Genomic DNA, 21,499 nt, shown 5'->3' with positions numbered 1-21,499 from the left:
GCAGGCGCTCCCGGCCCGGGTCAGCCGGTCGGGAGCGCCACCTCGGCCACCGCGCGGCCGAGCACGGACTTGCCCTCGAACGTGGCGGTGATGGCGACCTTGGCGATGCGCTCGCCGCGCTCGGACTCCCGGATGTCGGTGACCTTGCCGCTGATCTCGACGAGCGCGCCCTCGTCATCGTCGGGCACGACGACGGGGCGGGTGAAGCGCACGCCGTAGCTGCGCATGGCGGCCGGGCTGCCCGCCCAGTCGGTGACGAGGCGGCCCGCGATGGCCATCGTGAGCATGCCGTGGGCGATGACGCCGGGCAGGCCCGCCGCGGCGGCGACGCGGTCGCTCCAGTGGATCGGGTTGAAGTCGCCGGACGCGCCCGCGTAGCGGACGAGGTCGGCGCGGGTGACGCGCACCGACAGCGGCGGCAGCTCGGTGCCGACCTCGGCCGCGGTCATGCGCCCTCCTCCGCCGCGGTGACGAGCAGCAGCTTCGTGGTGGCCACGGGCTCACCGGAGGTGTCGGCGACCTCGCAGCGCAGGGTGAGGAAGTGGCTGCCGCCGCGGGTCTTCAGGTCGTCGACGTGGATCGTGGTGACCAGGTCGTCGCCGCCGTGGATCGGGCGGTGCAGCGTGATCGACTGGTCGCCGTGGACCATCCGCAGGTAGTCCCAGCCGAACGCCGGGTCGCGCAGGAACCGCTCGATCGCCGGCATCGTGAACACGACCGGGAACGTGGGCGGTGCGACGACGTCGGGGTGGCCGGCCGCGCGGGCGGCGTCGACGTCCAGACACACGGAAGCGCCCTCGCCGATGGCGAGGGCGAACTCCCGGATCTTCTCGCGGCCGACCCGGTAGGGAGCGGTCGGGGGCAGCGCCTTCCCGACGAAGGAGGCGTCCGGCACGCTCAGCGGGTCTCGCGGTGCTCGCGGTGGGTTCCGCAGTTCGGGCAGAACTTCTTGATGGTGAGCCGGTCGGGGTCGTTCCGCCGGTTCTTCTTGGTGATGTAGTTGCGGTGCTTGCACTGCTCGCACGCCAGCGTGATCTTCGGCCGGACGTCCGTGGCCTTCGCCATCGCGTGCCTCCTGCTGCCTGTGGTGGATCGAGAGCTGGTAGCGGCGGCCGGACTTGAACCGGCGACACAGCGATTATGAGCCGCTTGCTCTACCGACTGAGCTACGCCGCTTCGCGGAGCCGGGTCGGGCCGCTCCGCAGAGCCCCTTTACGGAATCGAACCGTAGACCTTCTCCTTACCATGGAGACGCTCTGCCGACTGAGCTAAAGGGGCGGCAGACCAGGCAGGCGGTCTCTCCCGCCCGGCCGCTTTCGATGCTACACAACCCTCCCGAGGGCCCGGCAACGGGTCCCACCCCCCTTCGCCCGCGCCGGCGGCGGGCCGCGCGCCCCGCAGGTCGGGGCCGGGTAAGGGGTCCGGCCGCACCGCCCTTACCCCGGCGGCGCCCGCGCACCGGCGACGACGACGTGATCGCCCGATGCGGGGCCGGGGCCCTCAGGCCGAGCCTGGGTCTCGTGTTCACCGATCTCAGCACCCTGTCCACCCGCTCCGAGGACCACCGCGCCTGCCTGCTCGCCGACGCGGAGCACTTCCGCCTCGCCCGGCTGGCCCGCCGGGCCACCCGCAGACGCCGCGAGGAGCCCCCGAGCGGACCGCCACCGCCCGTTCACCGGCAGCCGAAACACGAGGCAGATCGTCGGTACGCCGTGACACGATGACCGGCGTGGCGCGCCTGGGGGTCGGCATCGAGCTGGTGGGGCGCCGGCACGAGGTGTCGGTGCTCACCGCGGCCCTCGAGCGGGCGGTGGCCGGCAAGCCCACCGGGCTGCTGATGTCGGGCGACGCCGGGGTGGGCAAGTCCCGGCTCGTCGCCGAGGCCACCGAACGCGCGGCCGCCGCGGGCTTCACCGTGCTCGTCGGCCGCTGCCTCGACACCGCCGAGTCGGCGCTGCCGTACCTGCCGTTCACCGAGATCGTCGGGGCGCTGGCGGCCACCCACCCCGACCTGGTCGCCGAGCACGCCGCGCTGCGCCACCTGCTGCCCGGCGGGTTCGCCCGCCCGGCGAGCAGCGGCGAGCAGCGCGACCTCGGGCAGCTGCAGGTCTTCGACGCGGTCCTGTCGGTCCTCGACGACCTCGCCGCCACCACGCCGGTGCTGGTGGTGGTCGAGGACCTCCACTGGTCCGACCGCTCCAGCCGCGACCTGCTGTTCTTCCTGCTGTCGCGGCTCACGGGGCAGCGGCTGGTCGTGCTCGCCAACTACCGCAGCGACGACCTGCACCGCCGCCACCCGCTGCGGCCGCTGCTGTCGGAGCTGGTGCGGCTGCCCCAGGTCGAGCGCCTCGACCTCGCGCCGCTCGACCCCGACGAGTCGCTCGAGCTGGTGCGCAGGCTCGCTGACGGCAGCCTCCCCGAGCCGATGCTGCGGCGGATCGCCCGGCGCAGCGAGGGCAACGCGTTCTTCGCCGAGGAGCTCGTGTCGGCCTCGTCCGACGGGCTCCCGCACGGGCTCGTCGAGGTGCTGGTGGCCCGCGTCGAAGGGCTCTCCCCCACCACCCAGCGGGTGCTGCGGATCGCATCGGTCGCCGGGCGCAAGGTGGGCCACCGCCGCCTCGCGGCGGTGTCGGGCCTCTCCGACGACGACCTGGAGCAGGCGCTGCACGAGGCGGTCGCCCACCACGTGCTGGTGCCGGCCGACGCCGAGGCCGGCCCGCTCGGCGCCGACGAGGGCTACCAGTTCCGGCACGCCCTGCTGCGCGAGGCGATCTACCACGAGCTGCTGCCCGGCGAGCGCAGCCGGGTGCACGCCCGGTACGCGGAGCTGCTGGCGGTTCCGGGCGGCACGGGCCCGCGCGGGGTGGCCGAGCCGGGGCGGGCCGCGGAGCTGGCCCACCACGCGATGGCGGGCCACGACCTGCGGCTGGCGCTGGCCGCGTCCGTGCAGGCCGCGCTGGAGGCCGACGACCGCGAGGCACCCGCGGAGGTGCTGCTGCACGCCGAGCGGGCCATCGAGCTGTGGAGCGCGGTGCCCGACGCGGAGGCGGTGGCCGGGGTCGACGAGTGCTCCGTCACCCGGTGGGCCGCCTGGGGCGCGAGCAGCACCGGCGACCCGGACCGCGGCATCGCGCTCGGCAGGCGAGCCCTCGAGCTCGCCGAGGAGCGCGGCGACCCGGCGCTCACCGCGCGGATCGGGCAGCGGTACGCGCTGCGGCTGCTGGACCTGGCCGGCCGCGAGCACGAGGCCCTCGCCGCGGCCCGCCGCGCGCTCGAGCTGCTCGAACGCGAACCCCCGTCCGCCGAGCTCGCGTGGGCGCACACCACGCTCTCGCGCGTGCTGACCCGGTTCGACCGCTTCGGCGAGGCCGTCGTCGAGGCCGAGACCGCGCTGGAGGTGGCGGGGCTGCTGTCCCCCGACCCCGACGGCGACCTCGACGCGGCGAAGGCCGACGCGCTGGTCTCGCTGGCCGTGTGCGCCGAGTTCGGCGGCGACCCCGCCCGCGCCCGCACGCTGCTCGCCGAGGCCAAGCCGCTGGCGCGCCGCTCCGGCAACCTCGCCGTCGAGCTGCGCACCTACTACTCGCTCGGGATGTCCCTGCTGGACGAGGGGCGGCTCGCGGAGGCGGGCGCGGAGTTCGCCGCGGGCGAGGAGCGCGCCGCCGCCACCGGCACCACGTGGAGCGCCTACGGGCTGAACCTGCGGGTGGCCCACGTGATCGCGCGGTTCCTGCGCGGCGAGTGGGACGCCGCGGAGGCGGCCGCCGAGATCGCCGGGGAGTCCGTCTCGCCCGTCGTCGCCACCCGGCTCGCCGCCGCGGGCCTGCTCACCGCCGTGGCCCGGGGGCGGTTCGCCTCCGTCGAGCGGCGGCTCGCGGAGCTGCGCGAGTCGGTCATCCTCGACGAGCAGGTGGTCCTGCTGGTCGGCGAGGCGGCGGTCGAGACCGCGCTCTGGCAGGGCAGGCCGGAGGAGGCGGCCCGGCGCGCGCGGGAGGCCATCGCCGGCCTCGAGATCGGCTCCTACGACGAGCACAACCCCCACCTGGGCCGCATCCAGCTCGCCGCGCTGGGGGCGGCCGCCCACGCCGAGATGGCGGCGGCCGGGCTGCAGCCGGCTGCCGAGGCCGCGGACGCGGCGCGGGAGATGGTGCGCATCGCCGAGCAGGCCGCCGAGCGCGGGCTCCCCCGCGCCGGCGCCCTGGGCCCGGAGGGCGTCGCCTGGCTGCGGCGCGCGCGGGCCGAGCTCACCCGGCTCACCGGCGCCGACCCGGCCGCGTGGCGCGAGGTGGTCGACGCCTTCGGCTACGAGACCGGCGACCGCGCGGACGGCGTCGGCTACCGGCAGGCGTACGCGCTGGTGCGCCACGCCGAGGCCGTGCTGGAGGACGGCGGCACCGCCGCGCTCGTCGAGCCCGACCTGCACGCGGCGTACGAGGCCGCCACCGCGCTCGGGGCGGCGCCGCTCGCGGACGCCGTGCGCCGGCTGGCCCGGCGTGCGGGCGTGCAGCTGGAGGCGGCCGATGCGCAGCCCGCGGGGGCCGACCCGCTCACGCCCCGCGAGCGGTCCGTGCTCGCGCTGGTCGCCGAGGGCCGCACCAACCGGCAGATCGGCGCTGAGCTGTTCATCAGCGAGAAGACGGTGAGCGTGCACCTGTCGCGGGTGATGGCGAAGCTGGGCGTGAGCAGCCGCACCGAGGCGGTCAGCGTCGCGTACGCACGCGGGCTGCTGGCCCCCGCGGGCCGCGAGCTGGCGCGGCCGGCCCCTTGAGGATCACCCCTCGCCAACTACGGTGGATGTGATCCGGTCCACAATCGGGGGAGGCGGACCATGACCACCAGCACCGCGACCGACACCTGGGCCGAGCGCCCGGACCTTTCCGACATCGGGTTCTGGACGCTGCCGATCGCGGAGCGGGCCGCCGCCTTCGCCGCCCTCCGCGAGCGCGACCCGGTGCCGTTCTTCCCCGAGCCGGACATCGGGCTGCCCCGCGGCCCCGGCTTCTACGCCCTCACCCGCTACGACGACGTCGTCGCGGCCAGCCGCAACCCCGCGGTGTTCACCTCGGGCAAGGGCGCGACCAACGTCGTGGACCAGCCGCCGGAGTTCCGCGAGTTCTACGGCTCGATGATCAACATGGACGACCCGCGGCACGCGCGGCTGCGCCGCATCGTCTCCCGCGGGTTCACGCCGCGGCGGCTCGCCGACCTCACCGACGAGGTGCAGCGCACCGCGAGCGCGATCGTCGACGACGTGATCGACCAGGGCGAGTGCGACGCGGTCGGCGCGATCTCGGCCCGCCTGCCGCTGAAGATCGTGTGCGACATGATGGGCGTGCCCGAGAGCCAGTACGGGTTCGTGTTCGACCGCACCAACACCATCCTCGGGGTCGGCGACCCCGAGTACGTCGCGGAGACCGACGACATCATCGGGGCGCTCCTGCAGGCGGGCCACGACCTGGCCGAGCTGATGCGCGACCTCGGCAGGCACCGCGTCGAGCACCCCACCGACGACGTCACGTCGGCCCTGGTCAACGCGGAGGTCGACGGCGAGCGGCTCACCTCCGACGAGCTCGCGAGCTTCTTCATCCTGCTCGTGGTGGCGGGCAACGAGACCACGCGCAACGCGATCAGCTGGGGCCTGCACCTGCTCACCGAGCACCCCGACCAGCGGCGGATCTGGCTGGACGACATCGACGGTGTCACGCCCACCGCGATCGAGGAGATCGTCCGCTGGGCGTCCCCGGTGATCTACATGCGGCGCACGCTGTCCACCGACGCCGTGGTGGGTGGCACGCAGCTGCACGAGGGCGACAAGGTCGCGCTGTTCTACTGGGCGGCCAACCGCGACCCGGAGCGGTTCCCCGACCCCGACGCGTTCGACGTCCGCCGCTCGCCCAACCCGCACGTCGGCTTCGGGGGCGCGGGCCCGCACTTCTGCCTCGGCGCGCACCTGGCGCGCCGGGAGATGACGGTGATGTTCCGCGAGCTGCTCACCCGCGTGCCGGACATCGCCGCCACCGGGGAGCCGCAGCGGCTGAAGTCGATGTTCATCAACGGGATCAAGCACCTGCCGGTGGCCTTCACACCCGGTGGGGTGGGCTGATGGACTACCCGCCGGTTCCGGTCGGCGCGATCCTCGCGGGCTCGGCGCGCCGCTTCGCCGACCGCACGGCCGTGCACTACTACGGCCGCGACCTCACGTTCGCCCAGCTGCACGCGCGGGCGTCGGCGTTCGCGCAGGCCCTGCGCGCGGCCGGGATCGGCCGCGGGGACGTCGTCGCGCTGCACCTGCCGAACTGCCCGCAGTACGCGATCGCCTACTACGGCACGCTCATGGCGGGCGCCACCTTCTCCCCTGCCAACCCGCTGCTGCCGCCCGCCGACCTGGGCGCCCAGCTGGCCGACTGCGGCGCTGTCGCCGCCGTCACGTGGGCGCGAGCCGCCCCGGCGCTCGCGGCGGTGCTCGAGGACACGCGGATCCGGCTGGTGCTCGCCACCGACCGGGAGCAGGCGCTCGACCCGACCCACCCGGTCGCGGTGGCCGGTGCGCAGGACTTCGAGGCCTTCCACGCCGACGCCCCGCAGACCCCGCCGGACGTCGAGATCGACGTGCACGCCGATCTCGCGCACATCGCCTACACCGGCGGCACCACGGGCCGGTCGAAGGGCGTGCTGCTGCCGCACCGCAACGTCGTGGTGAACACCCTCCAGTCGGCCTGCTGGGCGAGCGGGGCGGTGCCGGAGCTGGACGGCGCGGGCGGGTTGGTGCTCGACCAGGTGGAGCCGCCGGAGGAGCGGCCGGTCCGGCTCGGCACCGGCTGCGCGGTCACGGTCACCCCCTGGTTCCACGCCATGGGCACCATCGGCGGGATGAACGTGCCGGTGCTGCGCGGCGACACGCTCGTGCTGCACGACCGGTTCGACCCCGGCGCCTACCTGGCCGACGCCGAACGGTTCCGGGTCACCTCGCTGGGCGGAGCGCCGCCGCTGTTCGCCGCCCTGCTGCGGCACCCGGACTTCGCCACCCGGGATCTGTCCTCGGTCCGCTCGATCACGTCCGGGGCCGCGCCGATGCCGGTGGAGATGATCGACGGGCTGCGCAAGCGGCTCGGACCGGAGGTCGTGATCTCGGAGGGGTACGGCCTCACCGAGGTCACGATGGTGGCCACGCAGGGCCCGCTCGCCCGCTCGGCGGTCCGCAAACCCGGCACGGTGGGGCCGCCGGTGTTCGACACCGAGATCAGGATCGTCGACCCGGCGGTGCCCGAGCTGGTGTCGCTGCCCGACGGCGAACCGGGCGAGGTGTGCATCCGCGGCCCGCAGGTGATGGTCGGGTACAAGGACCGCCCGGAGGAGACGGCCGCCGCGCTCGTGGACGGCTGGCTGCGCACCGGCGACATCGGCGCCCTCGACGAGGACGGCTACCTCACGATCGTCGACCGCAAGAAGGACATGCTCCTCTACAAGGGCTACAACGTGTACCCGCGGGAGCTGGAGGAGCTGCTGTACGCGCAGCCGGGCGTGGTCGGCGCCGCGGTCGTGGGCCGGCCGGACCCGGTGGCGGGGGAGCTGCCGGTGGCGTTCGTCGTGGCCCCCGGTTTCGACAGGCCGCAGGCCGATGCGCTGATGGAGGCGGTGAACGCCCGGGTGCTGCCGTACAAGCGGTTGCGCGAGGTGCACCTGGTGGACGAGATCCCGGTGTCGGCCGCGGGAAAGGTGCTCAAGCGGGCGCTGCGGGACCGCCTCGTGCAGGCGGGTTAACGACCGGGGGGCGGACCGCGATAGCAGGAGCATGGCCGCTCCTGCCGCGTACCCCACCCCCCGCCCCCCGCGTCGTCGACGGGCGAGGCGGGTGCGCGCCGGTCTCGAGCTCGTGGGCTACGCGGGCAGCTTCATCACGCTGGCCGCGATGCTCGTGCTCGCCGCCACGGCGGGGGCCCTCGTCGACGGTGTGCCGTCGAACGGGGCGACGGTCACCGCCACGTACGGCCGGTAGCCGCTCAGGCGGCGGCTTCGGCCTCGGTGGCCGGCTGCGGGATCGGCGACTTGAGCACGTGGTCGACCAACCGCATCACGAGCTGCTCGCCACCCAGCCGGTAGCCGAACTCCTCCCACGTGAGCAGCTCCCGGGACACGAGCTCACCGACCGGTCCGGGGTACAGCCGGGTGGCGCGGAACGCCGCGGCGCGCAGTCGCATCTTCTCGTGATGGTCCATCGGAGCGGGATCCATTCGACTCACCTCCGCAGGGAATGCGGTCCGACGCGCTCGGCGTTGAGTCGCCGCCCGTGGGTGTTCATGGTGAAGCACCGGAGTCGGGACGCGAGAGGGAAGTCCAGCGAAGAGTGAGCGAGATCTCATTTTCCGGCCACCTCCGGCGTCGCACCGTCTGACCAGGGCTTTCCCTGCAATTGCCTGAGCAAACCTCGCACGGCAATTGCCCGGGAGCGGGGTGGTTCCACCGGAGCCGCCGCCGTCGTAGCGTCGAGCCATGGCGACTCCGGCCCACTCCACCCTGCGCACCCGCGACGTCCTGTGGACCGACGTCGAGGACATCTACGCGGCGATCCTGGCCCACCCGTTCCTCACCGGCCTCGCCGACGGTTCGCTGCCCCGGGACGCCTTCCGGCACTACATCGTCCAGGACGCGCACTACCTGCGCGGGTACGCGCGGGCGCTGGCGCTCTGCGGGGCGAAGGCGCCGGACGAGGCGGGCACCGTCATGTTCTGCGAGCACGCCGCGCAGGCCATCGCGGCCGAACGCGACCTGCACGCGGCGCTGATGGCCGAGCTGGGCTCCTCGCCCGAGGAGGCGGCGCTGGAGCCGGTGGCGCCCACGACGCAGGCCTACGTCAGCTACCTGCTCGCCACGGCCTACGGCGGGTCGTTCGCGGAGGCGATCGGGGCGGTGCTGCCGTGCTACTGGATCTACGCGCGGGTCGGGGAGGAGCTGGTCTCCCGTGGCTCGCCCGACCCCCTCTACGCCCGCTGGATCGCCATGTACGGCGGGGACGAGTTCCAGGCGGTGGTCGACTCGGTGCTCGACCTGACCGACCGCGTGGGCGAGACGCTGTCGGACCACGAGCGGGCGCTGATGCGCCAGCACTTCCGCCGCACGTCGACCTACGAGTGGATGTTCTGGGACGCCGGTTACCGCAAGGAGACGTGGCCCCTGTAGCGACGGCCCCGACCGCCTCGACCAGCGGCCGCTACCGCTGGTCGAGGCGGTCGGGGATCAGCACGTGGAGCAGGAAGCTCACCACGGCGACCACGATCGCCCCGACGAACGCGGCGCCGAACCCACCCACGACGAACGGCAGCCCGAGACCGCTCGCGATCCAGCCGACGAGCATGAACAGCAGCGCGTTGACGACGAGCCCGATGAGGCCGAGCGTCAGGATGTAGAACGGGCAGCCGACCACCTTGATCACCGGCTTCAGCACGGCGTTCACGAGGCCGAAGATCAGCGCGACCGCGACCAACGTGCCGATGCGGCTGCTCGTGGTGCCGGCGGTGTTGTCGATCCCGGGGACGACCAGGGTGGCCACCCACAGGCTGACCGCCACCACGACCACCCGGATGACGAGCGCGAGCGGGTTGGACATCGCGATCAGCCCACCAGCGCCTGGTTGACGAGCGCCCGCAGCTGCGAGCGGATCGGGTAGGTGCTCGACGGGACCAGCTGGGTGAAGAACATCGCGGTGACCTCCGCGGCCGGGTCGACGTAGAACGCGGTGCTGGCGAGCCCGCCCCACGCGTACTCGCCCTCGTGCGTGAGTGTCTTGCCGGCGGCGGCGTCCACGACCACCGACACGCCGAGGCCGAACCCGACCCCCTGGTTGTAGGACTCGGACGAGATCGGCCGGCCGAACCGCTCGAGGTCGGCACCGCCGGGCAGGTGGTTGCGGGTCATGTAGGCGACCGTGTGCGGGCCGAGCAGCCGGGCCCCGTCGAGCTCGCCGCCGCGGGCCAGCATCTGGGTGAAGCGGTGGTAGTCGGCCGCGGTGGACACGAGCCCGCCGCCGCCGGACAGGAACGTCGGTTCCTGAGTGACCTTGTCGCCCATGACCGAGTTGCGCAGCAGCCCGCCCTGGGGGTTGGGCATGTAGAGCCCGGCGAGGCGGCCGACCTCGTCCGGCGCGACGTGGAACGCGGTGTCCTCCATGCCGAGCGGGGTGAACACCTCCTCGGCGAGGAACGCGTCGAGCGGGCGCCCGGACACCACCTCGACGACCCGGCCGAGCACGTCGGTGGCCACCGAGTAGTTCCACTCCGTGCCCGGCTCGAACAGCAGCGGGAGCGCCGCCCACGCGTCGCAGGCCGCCGCGAGGTCCATGCCCGGGGGGACGCCGAACTCGAAGCCCTTCGCCCGGTACATCTCGTCGACGGCGTGGGCGTGGTGCCAGCCGTAGGTGAGCCCCGCCGTGTGGGTCAGCAGGTGCCAGATGCGCATCGGCTCGGAGGCGGGGACGGTGCCGGGGTTGGCCGCCGACCCGCTCCGGTAGACCCGCAGGTCGCCGAAGGACGGGATGTAGCGGGCCACCGGGTCGGTGAGCTCGAGCAGGCCGCGCTCGTAGAGCATCAGCACGGCCACCGAGGTGATCGGCTTGGTCATCGAGTAGATGCGCCAGATCGTGTCGTCGGCGACCGGCCGCTGCGCCTCGACGTCGGCGAGCCCGTGGTGGGCGTGCAGCACGACCCGGCCGCGCCGCGCCACCACGACCGTGAAGCCCGGGAGCTTGCCGTCGTCGACGTAGCGGCGGAAGTGCGCCTCGACCCGCTGGAGCCGCTGTGCGTCGAAGCCGACCTCTTCCGGTTCCGCGTCCACCTTGAGCTGCGCCACGCAGCCGACCCTACCGGCGGTGATCGCCCGGAGGGGGGAACCCGCGGGAGGCGTCGTCGACCACGAGCACCCGGTCGCCGCGCTCCGGCGGCGTGAACTCGACCGACCGCCCACGCGGCGCGGGCCCGGCGTCGGTGGCGGTGCCGGTGCGCGGGTCGAACCACCACGCCCGCAGACCCGTGCCCGACAGCACGGTGGTGTCGAGCGCGAACGGTTTCCCGTCGACCGTGTAGGCCATGAGGAACGATCCGTCGGCGTCCCGGGTGGCGCGCACCCCGCCGGAGGCGACGATCGACTGGTCCGGCACGCGGGTGAGGTACGGGCGGGACTCCACCAAGGCCCGCACGTGGCGCATCTGCTTGCCCGCCGGGAAGTCGAGCGCCGCGGTCCAGGTACCCCGGGCGCCCAGCGAGGGCTCGCGGTCCTCGGTGAGGAACTGCCAGACCGCGTGGTGGCCGTAGGTGTGGCCGGCCGCGCCGCCGAACACGCTCCAGTACGCGTTGCGGCGCACGTCCTCCTCGGTGGAGAAGCCGTCCTCGGGCTTCCAGCAGATCGGGTGGTCCTCGTAGATCGACTCGCCGTCGAGGAACGGCTTCGGCGGCCGCCGCGCCCAGTTGCCCTCGATGAGGCCGAGCAGCTTGTCCCAACGGCGGCAGTGCCCGCCCTGCAACATGTTGAACGACAGCCACTCGTCGTCGTGGAACCACTCGGCGGAGGTCTGGTCCCCGCGGGGGTGGTAGGTCATGAGCAGCCCGGTGTGGTCGACCGCGCCGTTCGCTCCGACCGCGACGCCCTCGGCGAGCCGGCGCCACACGTCCTCCGCCCCGTCGGCGCCGTGGTCCCCACCCATGATCCACACGACGTTCCGGCCGTACCGGGCGCCGAGGAACTCGCCGTACGCCCGCGCGTTCGAGGTGGTGACGAGCTTGCCCACCTGATTGTCCGCCCAGACCGGCAGCAGCCCGATCCGCAGCCCGCGCGCGGCCGCGGCCGCGACGACGAAGTCGACGTGGTCCCAGTAGTCGTCGTCCGGCCCGGGGGCAACCGCGGGCGTGAGCCCGTCGGACAGGGGGTGGTGGCCGTAGCGGTTGGGTCCCGGCCCGCCGGCCTGCGGGAACACCGCGACGGCCTGGATCACGGTGAAGCCCTGCTCCGCCCGCGCGTCGAGGTAGCGCTCGACCTCGGCGCGGTCGAGGTTGACGAAGATGCTCCACGCCGTGTCGGCGAGCCAGAAGAACGGCGTGCCGTCGTCGTGGACGAGGTAGCGCCCGTTGTCGCTCACCCGCAGCGGCGGGAGTTGGGGTGCCGGTTGGGGCGGTTGCTGCTGGGGCCCTGCCGGGCCGCCGAGCACGGCGGCGAGCAGCGCGGACACCAAGGTCATCCCGGCACCTCGCATCCTCGAGATCCTGCTTCGGTCCGGGCCGCGGCGCCGCCCGTTTCGCGAAGATCGACCCGATCGGGGAGGCCGCGGCCGTCGTCGCGGCACGGCCACCTCGCTGCCACCGCGCTCGGACGTGGCCGAGCTCCCGCGGCGCGGGGGATGATCCGGGCGTGGCGGTCCGGGCCGGCGACGACGAGGTGATCCGGGCCCTGCTGCGCCGCCGGGACGCGGGCAGCCGGGCCGACGGCAACCGCATCGCGCTCGCGGTGAGCGGCGGCGGGATGCGTGGCGCGTACGCGGGCGGGATGGTGCACGCGCTCACCGACGCCGGGCTCGCCCCGTTCTTCGACGTCGTCTACGGCAGCTCGGCGGGCGCGTTCGTGGGCGCCGGGCTGCTCTTGGGCAGCGGCCGGGGGTCGGCGGCGATCTTCTACGAGGACATGGCGTGCCGGGAGTTCATCGACCCGCGCCGCTTCCCGCGCCGGCCGCTGGTGTCGCTGGACCACCTGCTCGACGACGTCCTGGTCCGCTCGAAGCCGCTCGACTGGGAGCGGCTGCGCGACTCCCGCGTCCCGCTGCGCGTGATCGCCACGTCACTGGACGACCTGGCGCCGCACGTGCTGGAGCCGACCACGGCGCAGGAGTGGAAGCTCGCCCTGCGCGCCACCGCCTCGATCCCGCTGCTCGCCGGCCCCGCGGTCGAGCTGCACGGGCGGCGCTGGATCGACGGGTCGGTCGGCGAGCCGCTGCCGGTGCTGCGGGCGCTCGCCGACGGCGCGACGCACGTGCTCGCGCTGTTCACCCGCGCGGGGAGCGAGCTGCGGCGCCGCGAGGTGGGCGGGCCCGCGGGGTGGGCGCGCGTGCTCGACCGGGTCGCGCCCGGCCTGGGCCGGATGGCGCAGGAGACCCGGCGGCACGCCCCGGTGCTCGCCGTGCTCGACGACGCCGCGCACCCGGCCCGCGACGGCGCCCACCTGCTGGCGCTGCTCCCGGAGCGCGACGAGGGCGTCCGGGGCCTCACCACCGACGCCGCGCGCGTCGAACGCGCCGCCCGGACCGGCTACGACGCGGTGATCGCCGCGCTCGCCCGGGTCCGCGACGCTGCTTAGGGTGTTCCGGGTGGATGCCGACGTCATCGTGGTGGGAGCCGGCCTCGCCGGCCTGGTCGCCACGGCCGAGCTCGCCGCGGCCGGGAAGCGGGTTCTGCTGCTGGACCAGGAGCCCGAGACCGGGCTCGGCGGGCAGGCGTTCTGGTCGTTCGGCGGGCTGTTCCTGATCGACAGCCCCGAGCAGCGGCGGATGGGCATCCGCGACTCCGTCGACCTCGCGCTGCAGGACTGGCTGGGCACCGCCGCCTTCGACCGCGGCGTCGACGACCCGAAGGGCGAGGACTTCTGGGCCCGCCAGTGGGCCACCGCCTACGTCGACTTCGCCCACTCCGAGAAGCGGGCGTGGCTGCACGGGCTCGGCGTGCGTTGGTTCCCCGTGGTCGGCTGGGCGGAGCGGGGCGGCGGGCTCGCCGACGGCCACGGCAACTCGGTGCCGCGCTTCCACATCGTGTGGGGCACCGGGCCGGGGCTGCTGGAGCCGTTCGTGCGCCAGGTGCGCGACGCCGAGGCGCGCGGGCTCGTCGAGCTGCGGTTCCGGCACCGCGTCGACGGGCTCACGGTCACCGACGGCGTGGTGGACGGCGTGCGGGGCGCGGTGCTCGAACCGAGCTCGGCGGCGCGCGGCACGGCGAGCTCGCGCACCGAGGTGGGCGAGTTCGAGCTGCACGCCCAGGCCGTGATCGTCACGTCCGGCGGGATCGGCGGCGACCACGACCTCGTGCGCGCCAACTGGCCGGCCCGGCTGGGGCCCGCGCCGAAGTCGATGATCTCGGGCGTTCCCGAGCACGTCGACGGGCGGATGCTGGGCATCGCCGAGGCCGCGGGGGCGCGCGTGGTCAACCGCGACCGCATGTGGCACTACACCGAGGGCATCCGCAACTGGAACCCGATCTGGGCGCGCCACGGCATCCGGATCCTGGCGGGGCCCTCGTCGCTGTGGTTCGACGCGCGGGGCCGCCGGTTCCCGGCGCCGTGCTTCCCGGGGTTCGACACGCTCGCCACGCTGAAGGCGATCACCGCGAGCGGCTACGACCACTCCTGGTTCGTGCTCACGCAGAAGATCATCGAGAAGGAGTTCGCGCTCTCCGGTTCCGAGCAGAACCCGGACCTCACCGGCAGGGACCTCCGCAAGGTGCTGCAGCGCGTCCGGCCGGGCGCGCCCGAGCCGGTGGAGGCGTTCAAGCGGCACGGCGCGGACTTCGTCGTCGCCGACACCCTCCCCGAGCTCGTCGCCGGGATGAACGCGCTGACCGACGAGCCGCTGATCGACCTCGCCGAGCTGGAGCGGCAGATCCGCGCGCGCGACCGCGAGATCGACAACCCGTTCACCAAGGACCTCCAGGTCACCGCCCTCCACGGGGCCCGGCGCTACCGCGGGGACCGGCTCGTGCGCACCGCGGCCCCGCACAAGATCCTCGACCCGGCGAACGGGCCGCTGATCGCGGTGAAGCTGCACGTGCTCACACGCAAGACGCTCGGCGGCCTGCAGACCGACCTGTCGGGGCGGGTCCTGCGGCCGGACACGACGCCGTTCCCCGGCCTGTACGCGGCGGGCGAGGTCGCCGGCTTCGGCGGCGGGGGCGTGCACGGCTACGCCTCGCTGGAGGGCACCTTCCTGGGCGGCTGCCTGTTCTCCGGCCGCCAGGCGGGCCGCGCGGTCTCCCTCACCATCTGAGCGCCGCTCGTCGGAAGGGGGGCGGGGTCAGCGCAGGCGGCGGGGGTGGCGGTGCTGGCCGCGGGGGCGCCAGTGGCGGCCCCGGTCGGGGTGAGACCGGTTCCGGTGCAGCTCGGCGAACCGGTCCGCACCGAGGCACATGCGCACGATGTCGCCCTGGCGGTCCTCCTCGTGGAAGCCGAGCCGGGCGTGCAGGACGCGGGAGGCGACGTTGCGGCCGTGGATGCCGACCTCGCACGTCGCGTAGCGGCGCTCGGTGAACATGTGCGCGAGCAGCGTGGTGATCGCGTCGCTGGCGTAGCCGCACCGGCGGTGCTGGGGCCCGATCCCGATGCCGTAGCTGAACCGCCGCGCCTGCGGGTCGGTCGGCACGGTCCACATCGAGCCGACCAGCAGCCCGCTGCGCAGCGTCTCGATCGCGAACTGGGCCTCGTCGCCGACCTCGGCGACGCTCGCGCGGTGCGCCGCCCAGTGCTGGTAGCGGCCGCCTCGCGGCAGGCGGGTCGCCTCGCGGTCGAACCTGATCAACCGGTGGTGGTCTGCGGGATCGACCTCTCGCAGCCGCACCTTGCTCCCCGTCAGTTCGCCGACCGGATGCGAGCGGGGCGAGCACGTGATCATCGGCGGTGACCCTACCGGGCGGCGCTCGGCGCCCGGGCCCGGCCCGGTCGGGTGACCGACGGCCGCGGTGATCACCGGCGATCGGCCAGCTCGGACAACCGGGCGTCGATCCGGGACAGGACGCGGGCGAGGATGTCGAGGGTGGCCTGGAGGTCTCCGGGGCGTTCGAGGGAGTGGTCGGCGCCCGACACCTCGAAGACCTCCGCTCCGGTGGCGACCGCCGCCGCGCCGTCCCAGAACGGGTCGGAGGTGCCCCCGATCAGCAGCGTGGACGCGGGCGCGCGGGCCGCGGCGCGGCGCACGTCCTCCACGCCCAGCAGCGGGGTGAGCCAGATGCCCGCCACCCCGCGCTCGGCGGCGGCGGGCAGCGCCAGCGAGCCGAGCGACTTGCCGACCACGACGTCCCGCGCCGGGTCGGCGGTGGCGACGACCTCCGCCGCGAACGCGCTGACCGCCGCGTGGTCGGTGAGGTCGAGCCCGGCCACCTTCTCCCACTCGACCGTCCGCACGGCCCAGCCGCGGCTGCGCAGCAGCATGCTCGTGTAGTAGAGCAGCGGGGCCTGCACCCCGTACGCGCGTCCGGGCAGCAGCGTGGCCACGGGAGAGCCCGGGGCGGCCCGCTCCGTCTGCACCGCTGCCATGTGCCGAGGGTGGCACAGCCGCGGGCCCGCGGACAGGGAGATCACCTCCCGGCGGGCTCGAGCGCGAGCTTCATCCCCTCGTGCGAGGCGACGAACCCGAGCCGCTCGTAGCGGTGGGCGTCGGTGCGCCGCTTGTCGGTGGTGAGCTGCACGAGCGAGCAGCCGCGGCGCCGCGCCTCCTCGACCGCCCAGCCGATCATCTGCCCGCCCAGGCCGCGGCTGCGGACGTCCGCGTGCACCCGCACGGCCTCGATCTGCGCCCGCCACGCGCCGCGCCGGGCGAGCCCGGGGAGGAAGGTCAGCTGCATCGTGGCGACCACCCGGCCGGCGGTGACGCCGACGACGAGCAGGTGCGCGGGGTCGGCCGCGATCGCGTCGAACGCCGCGCGGTAGGGCGCGAGGTCGTCGGCCGCCTCGCGGTGCACGCCCAGCTGGTCGGCGGCGAGCAGGGCGACGATCTGGGGGAGGTCGTCGGGCCCGGCGCGCCGGAGCGTGACGCCGCCGTCGAGGGTCGCGAGATCGTCCACGCCGCGATCCTCCCTCAGTCGCGGGTCTTGATCCGCTTCATCGTCTGGTGCGACACCACCCGCGACACCGCGGGCAACCCCAACAGCTTCATGTGGTGCTCCTCGTAGGCGGCCTGGTCGGCCACGAGGACGCGCAGGAAGTAGTCGGGCCGGCCGAACATCCGACGGAACTCGACGACCTCGTCGAACCCGGCCACCGCCGCCTCGAAGTCCTGCAGCGTGCCGAGGTCGGTGACCGTGATCTCCACGGAGACGATGACCTCGAAGCCCTGGCCGGTGGCCGCCGGGTCGACCGTGGCGCGGTAGCCGGTGATGACCCCCGCCTCCTCCAGCCGCTTGACCCGGCGCAGGCACGGCGGCGGCGTCAGCCCCACCCGGCGGGCCAGCTCGACGTTGCTCAACCGGCCGTCCCGCTGAAGGTGGAACAATATTTCACGATCTATGGCATCGAGGCGGTACTGATTGCGCATTTGCGCAGCATAGCGCCACAAATTGACATCATCGTGCCGAGCAATCGTCATATCGTTCCAGCGTGGATGTCCGGCACGCCTTCAAGGACGCCTTGTCGGTCGGGATCGCCGCCGCCGCGATGGGGCTGGCGTTCGGGGTGCTGGTCACCCGCTCCGGCCTCGACTGGTGGTGGGCCACGATCTTCGCGACGGTGATCTTCGCGGGATCGCTGGAGTTCCTGCTCCTCGGGCTCGTCACGACGCTCGCCCCGCTCGGCCAGGTCGCGGTCGCGGCGTTCCTGGTCAACTTCCGGCACGTGTTCTACGCGCTGTCGTTCCCGCTGCACCGCGTGCCGGGCGCCGTCGCGAAGGCCTACAGCACGTTCGCGCTGACCGACGAGGCCTACGCCGTCACCGCCCGCCCGGAGGCGCAGACCTGGAGCAGGGCGCGGATCCTGTGGCTGCAGGGCTTCGTGCACCTGTTCTGGGCGGGCAGCGTGACGGTCGGCGCGCTCGGCGGCACCCTGATCCCGCCGGAGGTGCGGGGGCTCGACTTCGCCGTCACGGCCCTGTTCGTCGTGCTCGGGATCGACGCCTTCCGCGCCCGCCGCGACGTCCCGGCCGTCGTGGCGGCGGTCGGGTGCGCGCTGGTCGGCCACGTCGTCTTCGGCGACCAGATGCTGGTGGCGGCGATGGCGCTGTTCACCCTGTTCCTGCTCGCGAGGTACGCGGTGGTGCGCCGTGCCTGACGCGGCCTACCTGACCTCCGTCGTCGCGGTGGCCGCCGCCGTGACGTGGGCGCTGCGCGCGCTGCCCTTCGCCCTGCTCGCGCCGCTGCGCACCGGCTCCCTGCTGCCCCACCTCGCCGCGGGCATGCCGGTCGGCGTGATGGTCATCCTGGTGAGCTACACGCTGCGGCACACGCCCCTCACCGTGCCGGCCCGGGGGGTCGGCGTCGCGATCGCGCTCGCCGCCACCGCGGCGCTGCACCTCTGGCGGCGCAACGTCGTGCTCAGCATCGCGGGCGGCACCGCGGTGCACGTCGTGCTCGCCAGCGTGCTGTTCGTCGGCTGACCCGCTCGCCCCCCACAGCCCTCGCCGGTACGGGCGGTCGCGGGTGGCCGGGGGTGCGGGCCACGCGGTCGGCCGCGGCTTCGGCGGGTAGCAGCGGACGTCGCCGCCGCCGTAGCGGTGCACCCACCGGTGCGCCTCGCCGTCGTAGGCCACGACGCCTGCGCAGTGGTCGCACGGGTAGCCCCGGCCGTCCTGCATCGACTCGATCACCCGTCGCGCGTGGGCCTCGTCCCGCGCGGTGCCCACCACGGACGACCCGTCAGGCAGCCGCGCCTCGAAGTAGGCGCCGCCCTCGTCTCCCGCCATAGCGTCAAAGTACTCCAACTCCGCCAACTCCGCCAAACAACGCCAGATATCGCCGACAATCCGTAATCACCGCCACGAGCGCCAGACGTCATCAAACAGCGCCTACCAGCGCATATGGTGTCGGCATGACCCAACCGCGCCTGGTCACCACGAGTGAGCTCGCGCGCGCCCTGGGCTTGTCGCAGCGGACCATCCAGCGCTACCGGTCGCTCGGCGTCCTCGTGCCCGAGCTGGAGTCACCCGGCGGGCACGCCCGCTGGGACGTCGAGAAGGTCAAGCAGCAACTCCGGGAGCTTCGCCACCGGGGCGACGAGTGACACGCCCGCCCAACGGGTAGTAGGTGGCACGCTTCCCGGGCCCGGACGAAGGACTTCAGCGACGTGATGCCACCATCCGACCAGGACGGGCGGCCTGGTGGCATCCCCCGTCCGCGCCCAGGCCCGCCCGCCGCCGCCGACCTCCGCTTCGACCTGCCGGCCGAGCTCGTCGCGCCGTCGATCGCGCGCGAGCGGGTCGAGCGCTGGCTGCACGACCTGCGCTGGCCGGCCGAGCAGCTCGAGGACCTGGTGCTGGCGCTCAGCGAGGCGGTGAGCAACAGCGTCGAGCACGGCTACGGGGTGAACACCCGCACCACGCCGTCCTCCACCGACTCGGCGACGGTCCAGGTCGAGGGCAGGGTGGTGGCCGGGGCCGGCGGCGAGCGGCGGGTGGTCTTCACGGTGCGCGACCGGGGGCGCTGGCGCGCACCGGTCGCGCCGGCCCACTTCCGGGGCCACGGGCTCAACATCATCCGCGCCTGCGCGGACGACGTCTCCATCGACGGCGACGACTCGGGCACCACGCTCACGCTCACCTCGCGCCCGGCGCCCACCGAGGCTTGAGCCCGCGGCCGGGGGCCGTCACGGTTCGAGCGCGCGCCGGGTGGACCGCTCGGCTTCCTCGATGATCGCCTCGACCGGCTCCGGGGGCGGGGTCGAGATCAGCTGCAGCGCGATCCCGCGGAGGAGGCCGACCAGGAACACGGCCATCGCCTCCGGGTCGGCGTCCGCGCGCACCGAGCCGTCGCCGTGCCCCTCCCGGACCTTGTCGGCGACGAGCCGCCGGAAGCCGGCGTCCTCCTCCGCGTAGAGCGGCATCAGGACGGGGTCGGCGGCGATCGCCTCGCCCCACATCTGCAGGAACGCGCGGGCGGACGGGCGCCGGCCCGCGACGTTCTCGAGGTAGGCGCGGACCAGCCCCGCGAGCCAGTCCGCGGCGCTGTTGTCCGGGTCGGGCAGCGGGAAGGTCCGGGCATCGCGCACCACCGCGCGGAGCAGGTTCTCGCGGCTGCCGAAGTGGTGGGACACGATCCCGCGGCTGTAGCCGGCGGCCTGGCCGACCTCGGCCAGGGTGAGCGCGCGCGACCCGTGCTGGGCGATCAACGCCGTCGCGGCGGCGAGGACCTTGCGTTCGGCCTCCTCGCGGCGCTCTCGCTGCGTGCGGCGAGCGGGCGGCTGGTCGGGCATCAGGGCTGCTCACACATCGGGTCGGCGAAGCATATCCACAACGCGCGCCCACCTGTCGGACCGATCGGCTACGGTAACTTGCGTGTCAGCTAACAAGTTTTTGAGAGGTGCCCCCGTGTCGCGCACTCCCCTCGTCCTCGTCCACGGCAACCCCGAGTCCGCGGTCATCTGGGGCCCGCTCATCGGGGAGCTCGGCCGGCCGGATGCGGTCACCCTGTCCCCGCCCGGGTTCGGCGTCCCCGCTCCCCGCGGCTTCGCCCCGTCGGCCACGACCTACCGCGAATGGCTCGCGTCCCAGCTCGAGCTGTTCCGCGCCCCGGTCGACCTGGTCGGCCACGACTGGGGCGGGATCCACGTCGCAGCGCTGGCCATGAGCCGTCCCGACCTGATCCGCAGCTGGGCCTCCGACGCCCTCGGCGTGTTCGCGCCCGACTACGTCTGGCACCCGCGGGCGCAGGTGTGGCAGCAGGAGGGCGCGGGGGAAGCGTCGGTGCACCAGATCTGGGGCGGCGACCTGCAGCAGCGGATCGCCGTGGCGTCGTCCCTCGGCATGACCGGGCGCATGGCCGAGCGGGTCGCGGCGGGCATGGACCCCGGGATGGGGCAGGCCGTTCTCGCACTGTTGCGGTCGGCGCGCCAGCCGGCGATGGCCGAGGCGGGACGACACCTCCCCCGCGCCGCGCAGCGTCCGGGGCTCGCGCTCATCGCCCTCGACGACGTCGGGCGGGCCAGCGGGACGGTGGCGCAGCACGAGTGGGCGGCGCGCCAGGCGGGCGCGAGGATCGCGCACCTGGAAGGCGTGGGCCACTGGTGGCCGGAGGAGACGCCTGCGCCGGTCGCCCGGGCGCTGACCGACTTCTGGGCGGAGCTGCCCGAGCCGGTCGCCGTCCCCCAGGCGTGACGTCGGCGTACCCGGGTCGGGGCCGCGGACCCCAACCCGCCGGTGGCCGGCCGGGTCGGGAAAGGCATCGACCGTCACACGTCACCGGAGGTTCCGATGCGACCCCTTCCCCGCCCGGCCGTCCGCAGCGGCGTCGTCGCGCTGGTCGCCATCGCCGCGCTCGTGGGCTGCACCACGTCGCGGACCGCCTGCGACTCGGGCGGGTGCACCGTCGAGCTCTCCGGGAAGCAGACCGTCGAGGTGGACCTCGGGTCGTTCGAGCGCGCCGTGGACGTCGAGGTGATCAGCGCCGGCGCCGTCGTCGTGGCCTCGGGTGGCGAGGTGGACGCGGTGCCGGCCGGGCGGGACACCGTGGTCGGGGACGTGCGGGTGCGGCTCGTCGAGCTGGACGGCGACGACGTGACGCTGCGCATCACCCCGGCCGCGTGAGGACCCGGCCGGCGTCGAGGCGCTCACATGGCCGACGAT

The 21,499-nt window shown here is 74.2% G+C and carries 25 protein-coding genes and 2 tRNA genes; 13 read left to right on the top strand and 14 right to left on the bottom strand.

Annotated elements, in window-relative coordinates; translation table 11 throughout:
- Positions 1–20 precede the first annotated feature (20 nt).
- The 5 genes from VKZ81_RS13415 to VKZ81_RS13395 all read right to left on the bottom strand — a co-directional run bounded on the left by VKZ81_RS13415 (position 21) and on the right by VKZ81_RS13395 (position 1,278).
- Positions 21–449, bottom strand: coding sequence for a MaoC family dehydratase (locus tag VKZ81_RS13415; protein WP_324241850.1), 429 nt, complete (start codon positions 447–449; stop codon positions 21–23).
- Positions 446–895 (bottom strand): FAS1-like dehydratase domain-containing protein, encoded by a 450-nt coding sequence (locus tag VKZ81_RS13410; RefSeq protein WP_324241849.1) that lies wholly within the window; start codon positions 893–895, stop codon positions 446–448. Before VKZ81_RS13410 ends, VKZ81_RS13415 begins: the two co-directional genes overlap by 4 nt.
- A gap of 2 nt (positions 896–897) precedes the next feature.
- A complete protein-coding gene (gene rpmG, locus VKZ81_RS13405) occupies positions 898–1,065 on the bottom strand; it encodes a 50S ribosomal protein L33 (RefSeq protein ID WP_028929141.1) in 168 nt (55 codons plus the stop codon).
- 35 nt (positions 1,066–1,100) lie between these two features.
- Positions 1,101–1,176: transfer RNA gene (locus VKZ81_RS13400), tRNA-Met, on the bottom strand.
- A gap of 29 nt (positions 1,177–1,205) precedes the next feature.
- Positions 1,206–1,278, bottom strand: a tRNA-Thr gene (locus VKZ81_RS13395).
- Between the two features lie 451 nt (positions 1,279–1,729).
- Here VKZ81_RS13395 and VKZ81_RS13390 point away from each other — a divergent pair.
- From VKZ81_RS13390 to VKZ81_RS13375, 4 genes are all read left to right on the top strand, one after another.
- Complete coding sequence (locus tag VKZ81_RS13390; RefSeq protein ID WP_414709370.1) at positions 1,730–4,768, top strand: helix-turn-helix transcriptional regulator; 3,039 nt, start codon at positions 1,730–1,732, stop codon at positions 4,766–4,768.
- A 60-nt stretch (positions 4,769–4,828) separates the two neighbouring features.
- Positions 4,829–6,103, top strand: coding sequence for a cytochrome P450 (locus tag VKZ81_RS13385; protein WP_324241847.1), 1,275 nt, complete (start codon positions 4,829–4,831; stop codon positions 6,101–6,103).
- On the top strand, positions 6,103–7,761 hold the full coding sequence (locus VKZ81_RS13380; RefSeq protein WP_324241846.1) for a class I adenylate-forming enzyme family protein: 1,659 nt from the start codon (positions 6,103–6,105) through the stop codon (positions 7,759–7,761). The genes VKZ81_RS13385 and VKZ81_RS13380 overlap by 1 nt, the downstream gene beginning before the upstream one ends.
- Positions 7,762–7,852: 91 nt before the next feature.
- On the top strand, positions 7,853–7,996 hold the full coding sequence (locus VKZ81_RS13375; RefSeq protein ID WP_324241845.1) for a hypothetical protein: 144 nt from the start codon (positions 7,853–7,855) through the stop codon (positions 7,994–7,996).
- A 4-nt stretch (positions 7,997–8,000) separates the two neighbouring features.
- Here the strand turns inward: VKZ81_RS13375 and VKZ81_RS13370 are convergent, their stop codons facing one another.
- Positions 8,001–8,216, bottom strand: coding sequence for a hypothetical protein (locus VKZ81_RS13370; protein WP_324241844.1), 216 nt, complete (start codon positions 8,214–8,216; stop codon positions 8,001–8,003).
- Between the two features lie 274 nt (positions 8,217–8,490).
- Here VKZ81_RS13370 and tenA point away from each other — a divergent pair, with 274 nt between their 5' ends.
- On the top strand, positions 8,491–9,177 hold the full coding sequence (gene tenA, locus VKZ81_RS13365) for a thiaminase II (protein WP_324241843.1): 687 nt from the start codon (positions 8,491–8,493) through the stop codon (positions 9,175–9,177).
- A 31-nt stretch (positions 9,178–9,208) separates the two neighbouring features.
- Here the strand turns inward: tenA and VKZ81_RS13360 are convergent, their stop codons facing one another.
- The 3 genes from VKZ81_RS13360 to VKZ81_RS13350 are packed head-to-tail and all read right to left on the bottom strand — an operon-like array spanning position 9,209 to position 12,223.
- Positions 9,209–9,604, bottom strand: coding sequence for a phage holin family protein (locus tag VKZ81_RS13360; RefSeq protein ID WP_324241842.1), 396 nt, complete (start codon positions 9,602–9,604; stop codon positions 9,209–9,211).
- A gap of 5 nt (positions 9,605–9,609) precedes the next feature.
- Entirely contained in the window at positions 9,610–10,842 is a 1,233-nt protein-coding gene (locus VKZ81_RS13355) for a serine hydrolase domain-containing protein (protein WP_324241841.1), read from the bottom strand.
- A 10-nt stretch (positions 10,843–10,852) separates the two neighbouring features.
- Positions 10,853–12,223 (bottom strand): glycoside hydrolase family 140 protein, encoded by a 1,371-nt coding sequence (locus VKZ81_RS13350; protein WP_324241840.1) that lies wholly within the window; start codon positions 12,221–12,223, stop codon positions 10,853–10,855.
- A gap of 170 nt (positions 12,224–12,393) precedes the next feature.
- On the opposite strand from VKZ81_RS13350, the gene VKZ81_RS13345 reads away from it, so the two are divergent.
- Together VKZ81_RS13345 and VKZ81_RS13340 are read left to right on the top strand one after the other, a co-directional pair.
- Complete coding sequence (locus tag VKZ81_RS13345) at positions 12,394–13,332, top strand: patatin-like phospholipase family protein (protein WP_324241839.1); 939 nt, start codon at positions 12,394–12,396, stop codon at positions 13,330–13,332.
- Between the two features lie 10 nt (positions 13,333–13,342).
- Positions 13,343–15,007 (top strand): FAD-binding dehydrogenase, encoded by a 1,665-nt coding sequence (locus VKZ81_RS13340; RefSeq protein ID WP_324241838.1) that lies wholly within the window; start codon positions 13,343–13,345, stop codon positions 15,005–15,007.
- A 27-nt stretch (positions 15,008–15,034) separates the two neighbouring features.
- Here the strand turns inward: VKZ81_RS13340 and VKZ81_RS13335 are convergent, their stop codons facing one another.
- The 4 genes from VKZ81_RS13335 to VKZ81_RS13320 form a co-directional block, all read right to left on the bottom strand.
- On the bottom strand, positions 15,035–15,628 hold the full coding sequence (locus VKZ81_RS13335; RefSeq protein WP_324241837.1) for a GNAT family N-acetyltransferase: 594 nt from the start codon (positions 15,626–15,628) through the stop codon (positions 15,035–15,037).
- Between the two features lie 71 nt (positions 15,629–15,699).
- Positions 15,700–16,269, bottom strand: coding sequence for a hypothetical protein (locus VKZ81_RS13330; protein ID WP_324241836.1), 570 nt, complete (start codon positions 16,267–16,269; stop codon positions 15,700–15,702).
- A 41-nt stretch (positions 16,270–16,310) separates the two neighbouring features.
- A complete protein-coding gene (locus tag VKZ81_RS13325) occupies positions 16,311–16,796 on the bottom strand; it encodes a GNAT family N-acetyltransferase (RefSeq protein ID WP_324241835.1) in 486 nt (161 codons plus the stop codon).
- A 14-nt stretch (positions 16,797–16,810) separates the two neighbouring features.
- The gene (locus VKZ81_RS13320) at positions 16,811–17,266 is read right to left on the bottom strand and encodes an Lrp/AsnC family transcriptional regulator (RefSeq protein WP_324241834.1); all 456 of its coding nucleotides are present in this window, start codon (positions 17,264–17,266) and stop codon (positions 16,811–16,813) included.
- A 62-nt stretch (positions 17,267–17,328) separates the two neighbouring features.
- On the opposite strand from VKZ81_RS13320, the gene VKZ81_RS13315 reads away from it, so the two are divergent.
- From VKZ81_RS13315 to VKZ81_RS13300, 4 genes are all read left to right on the top strand, one after another.
- Positions 17,329–17,994 carry an AzlC family ABC transporter permease gene (locus VKZ81_RS13315; protein WP_324241833.1) on the top strand — a complete coding sequence of 222 codons (666 nt, stop codon included), beginning with the start codon at positions 17,329–17,331 and terminating at the stop codon, positions 17,992–17,994.
- Complete coding sequence (locus VKZ81_RS13310) at positions 17,987–18,319, top strand: AzlD domain-containing protein (RefSeq protein ID WP_324241832.1); 333 nt, start codon at positions 17,987–17,989, stop codon at positions 18,317–18,319. Before VKZ81_RS13315 ends, VKZ81_RS13310 begins: the two co-directional genes overlap by 8 nt.
- A gap of 431 nt (positions 18,320–18,750) precedes the next feature.
- On the top strand, positions 18,751–18,942 hold the full coding sequence (locus VKZ81_RS13305; RefSeq protein ID WP_324241831.1) for a MerR family transcriptional regulator: 192 nt from the start codon (positions 18,751–18,753) through the stop codon (positions 18,940–18,942).
- A 66-nt stretch (positions 18,943–19,008) separates the two neighbouring features.
- On the top strand, positions 19,009–19,506 hold the full coding sequence (locus VKZ81_RS13300) for an ATP-binding protein (RefSeq protein WP_324241884.1): 498 nt from the start codon (positions 19,009–19,011) through the stop codon (positions 19,504–19,506).
- Positions 19,507–19,524: 18 nt separating this feature from the next.
- Here the strand turns inward: VKZ81_RS13300 and VKZ81_RS13295 are convergent, their stop codons facing one another.
- Positions 19,525–20,130 carry a TetR/AcrR family transcriptional regulator gene (locus VKZ81_RS13295; protein ID WP_324241830.1) on the bottom strand — a complete coding sequence of 202 codons (606 nt, stop codon included), beginning with the start codon at positions 20,128–20,130 and terminating at the stop codon, positions 19,525–19,527.
- Positions 20,131–20,245: 115 nt separating this feature from the next.
- Between VKZ81_RS13295 and VKZ81_RS13290 the strand changes: the two genes are divergently transcribed.
- Positions 20,246–21,031, top strand: coding sequence for an alpha/beta fold hydrolase (locus VKZ81_RS13290; protein WP_324241829.1), 786 nt, complete (start codon positions 20,246–20,248; stop codon positions 21,029–21,031).
- 96 nt (positions 21,032–21,127) lie between these two features.
- Entirely contained in the window at positions 21,128–21,460 is a 333-nt protein-coding gene (locus VKZ81_RS13285) for a hypothetical protein (RefSeq protein ID WP_324241828.1), read from the top strand.
- Positions 21,461–21,499: the final 39 nt, after the last annotated feature.

Origin of the sequence: Pseudonocardia sp. (assembly GCF_035305885.1) — a bacterium.
Taxonomy (GTDB): domain Bacteria; phylum Actinomycetota; class Actinomycetes; order Mycobacteriales; family Pseudonocardiaceae; genus Pseudonocardia.
Note: the sequence above shows the minus strand (reverse complement) of the source record. Positions and strands in the feature narration are given on the sequence as shown.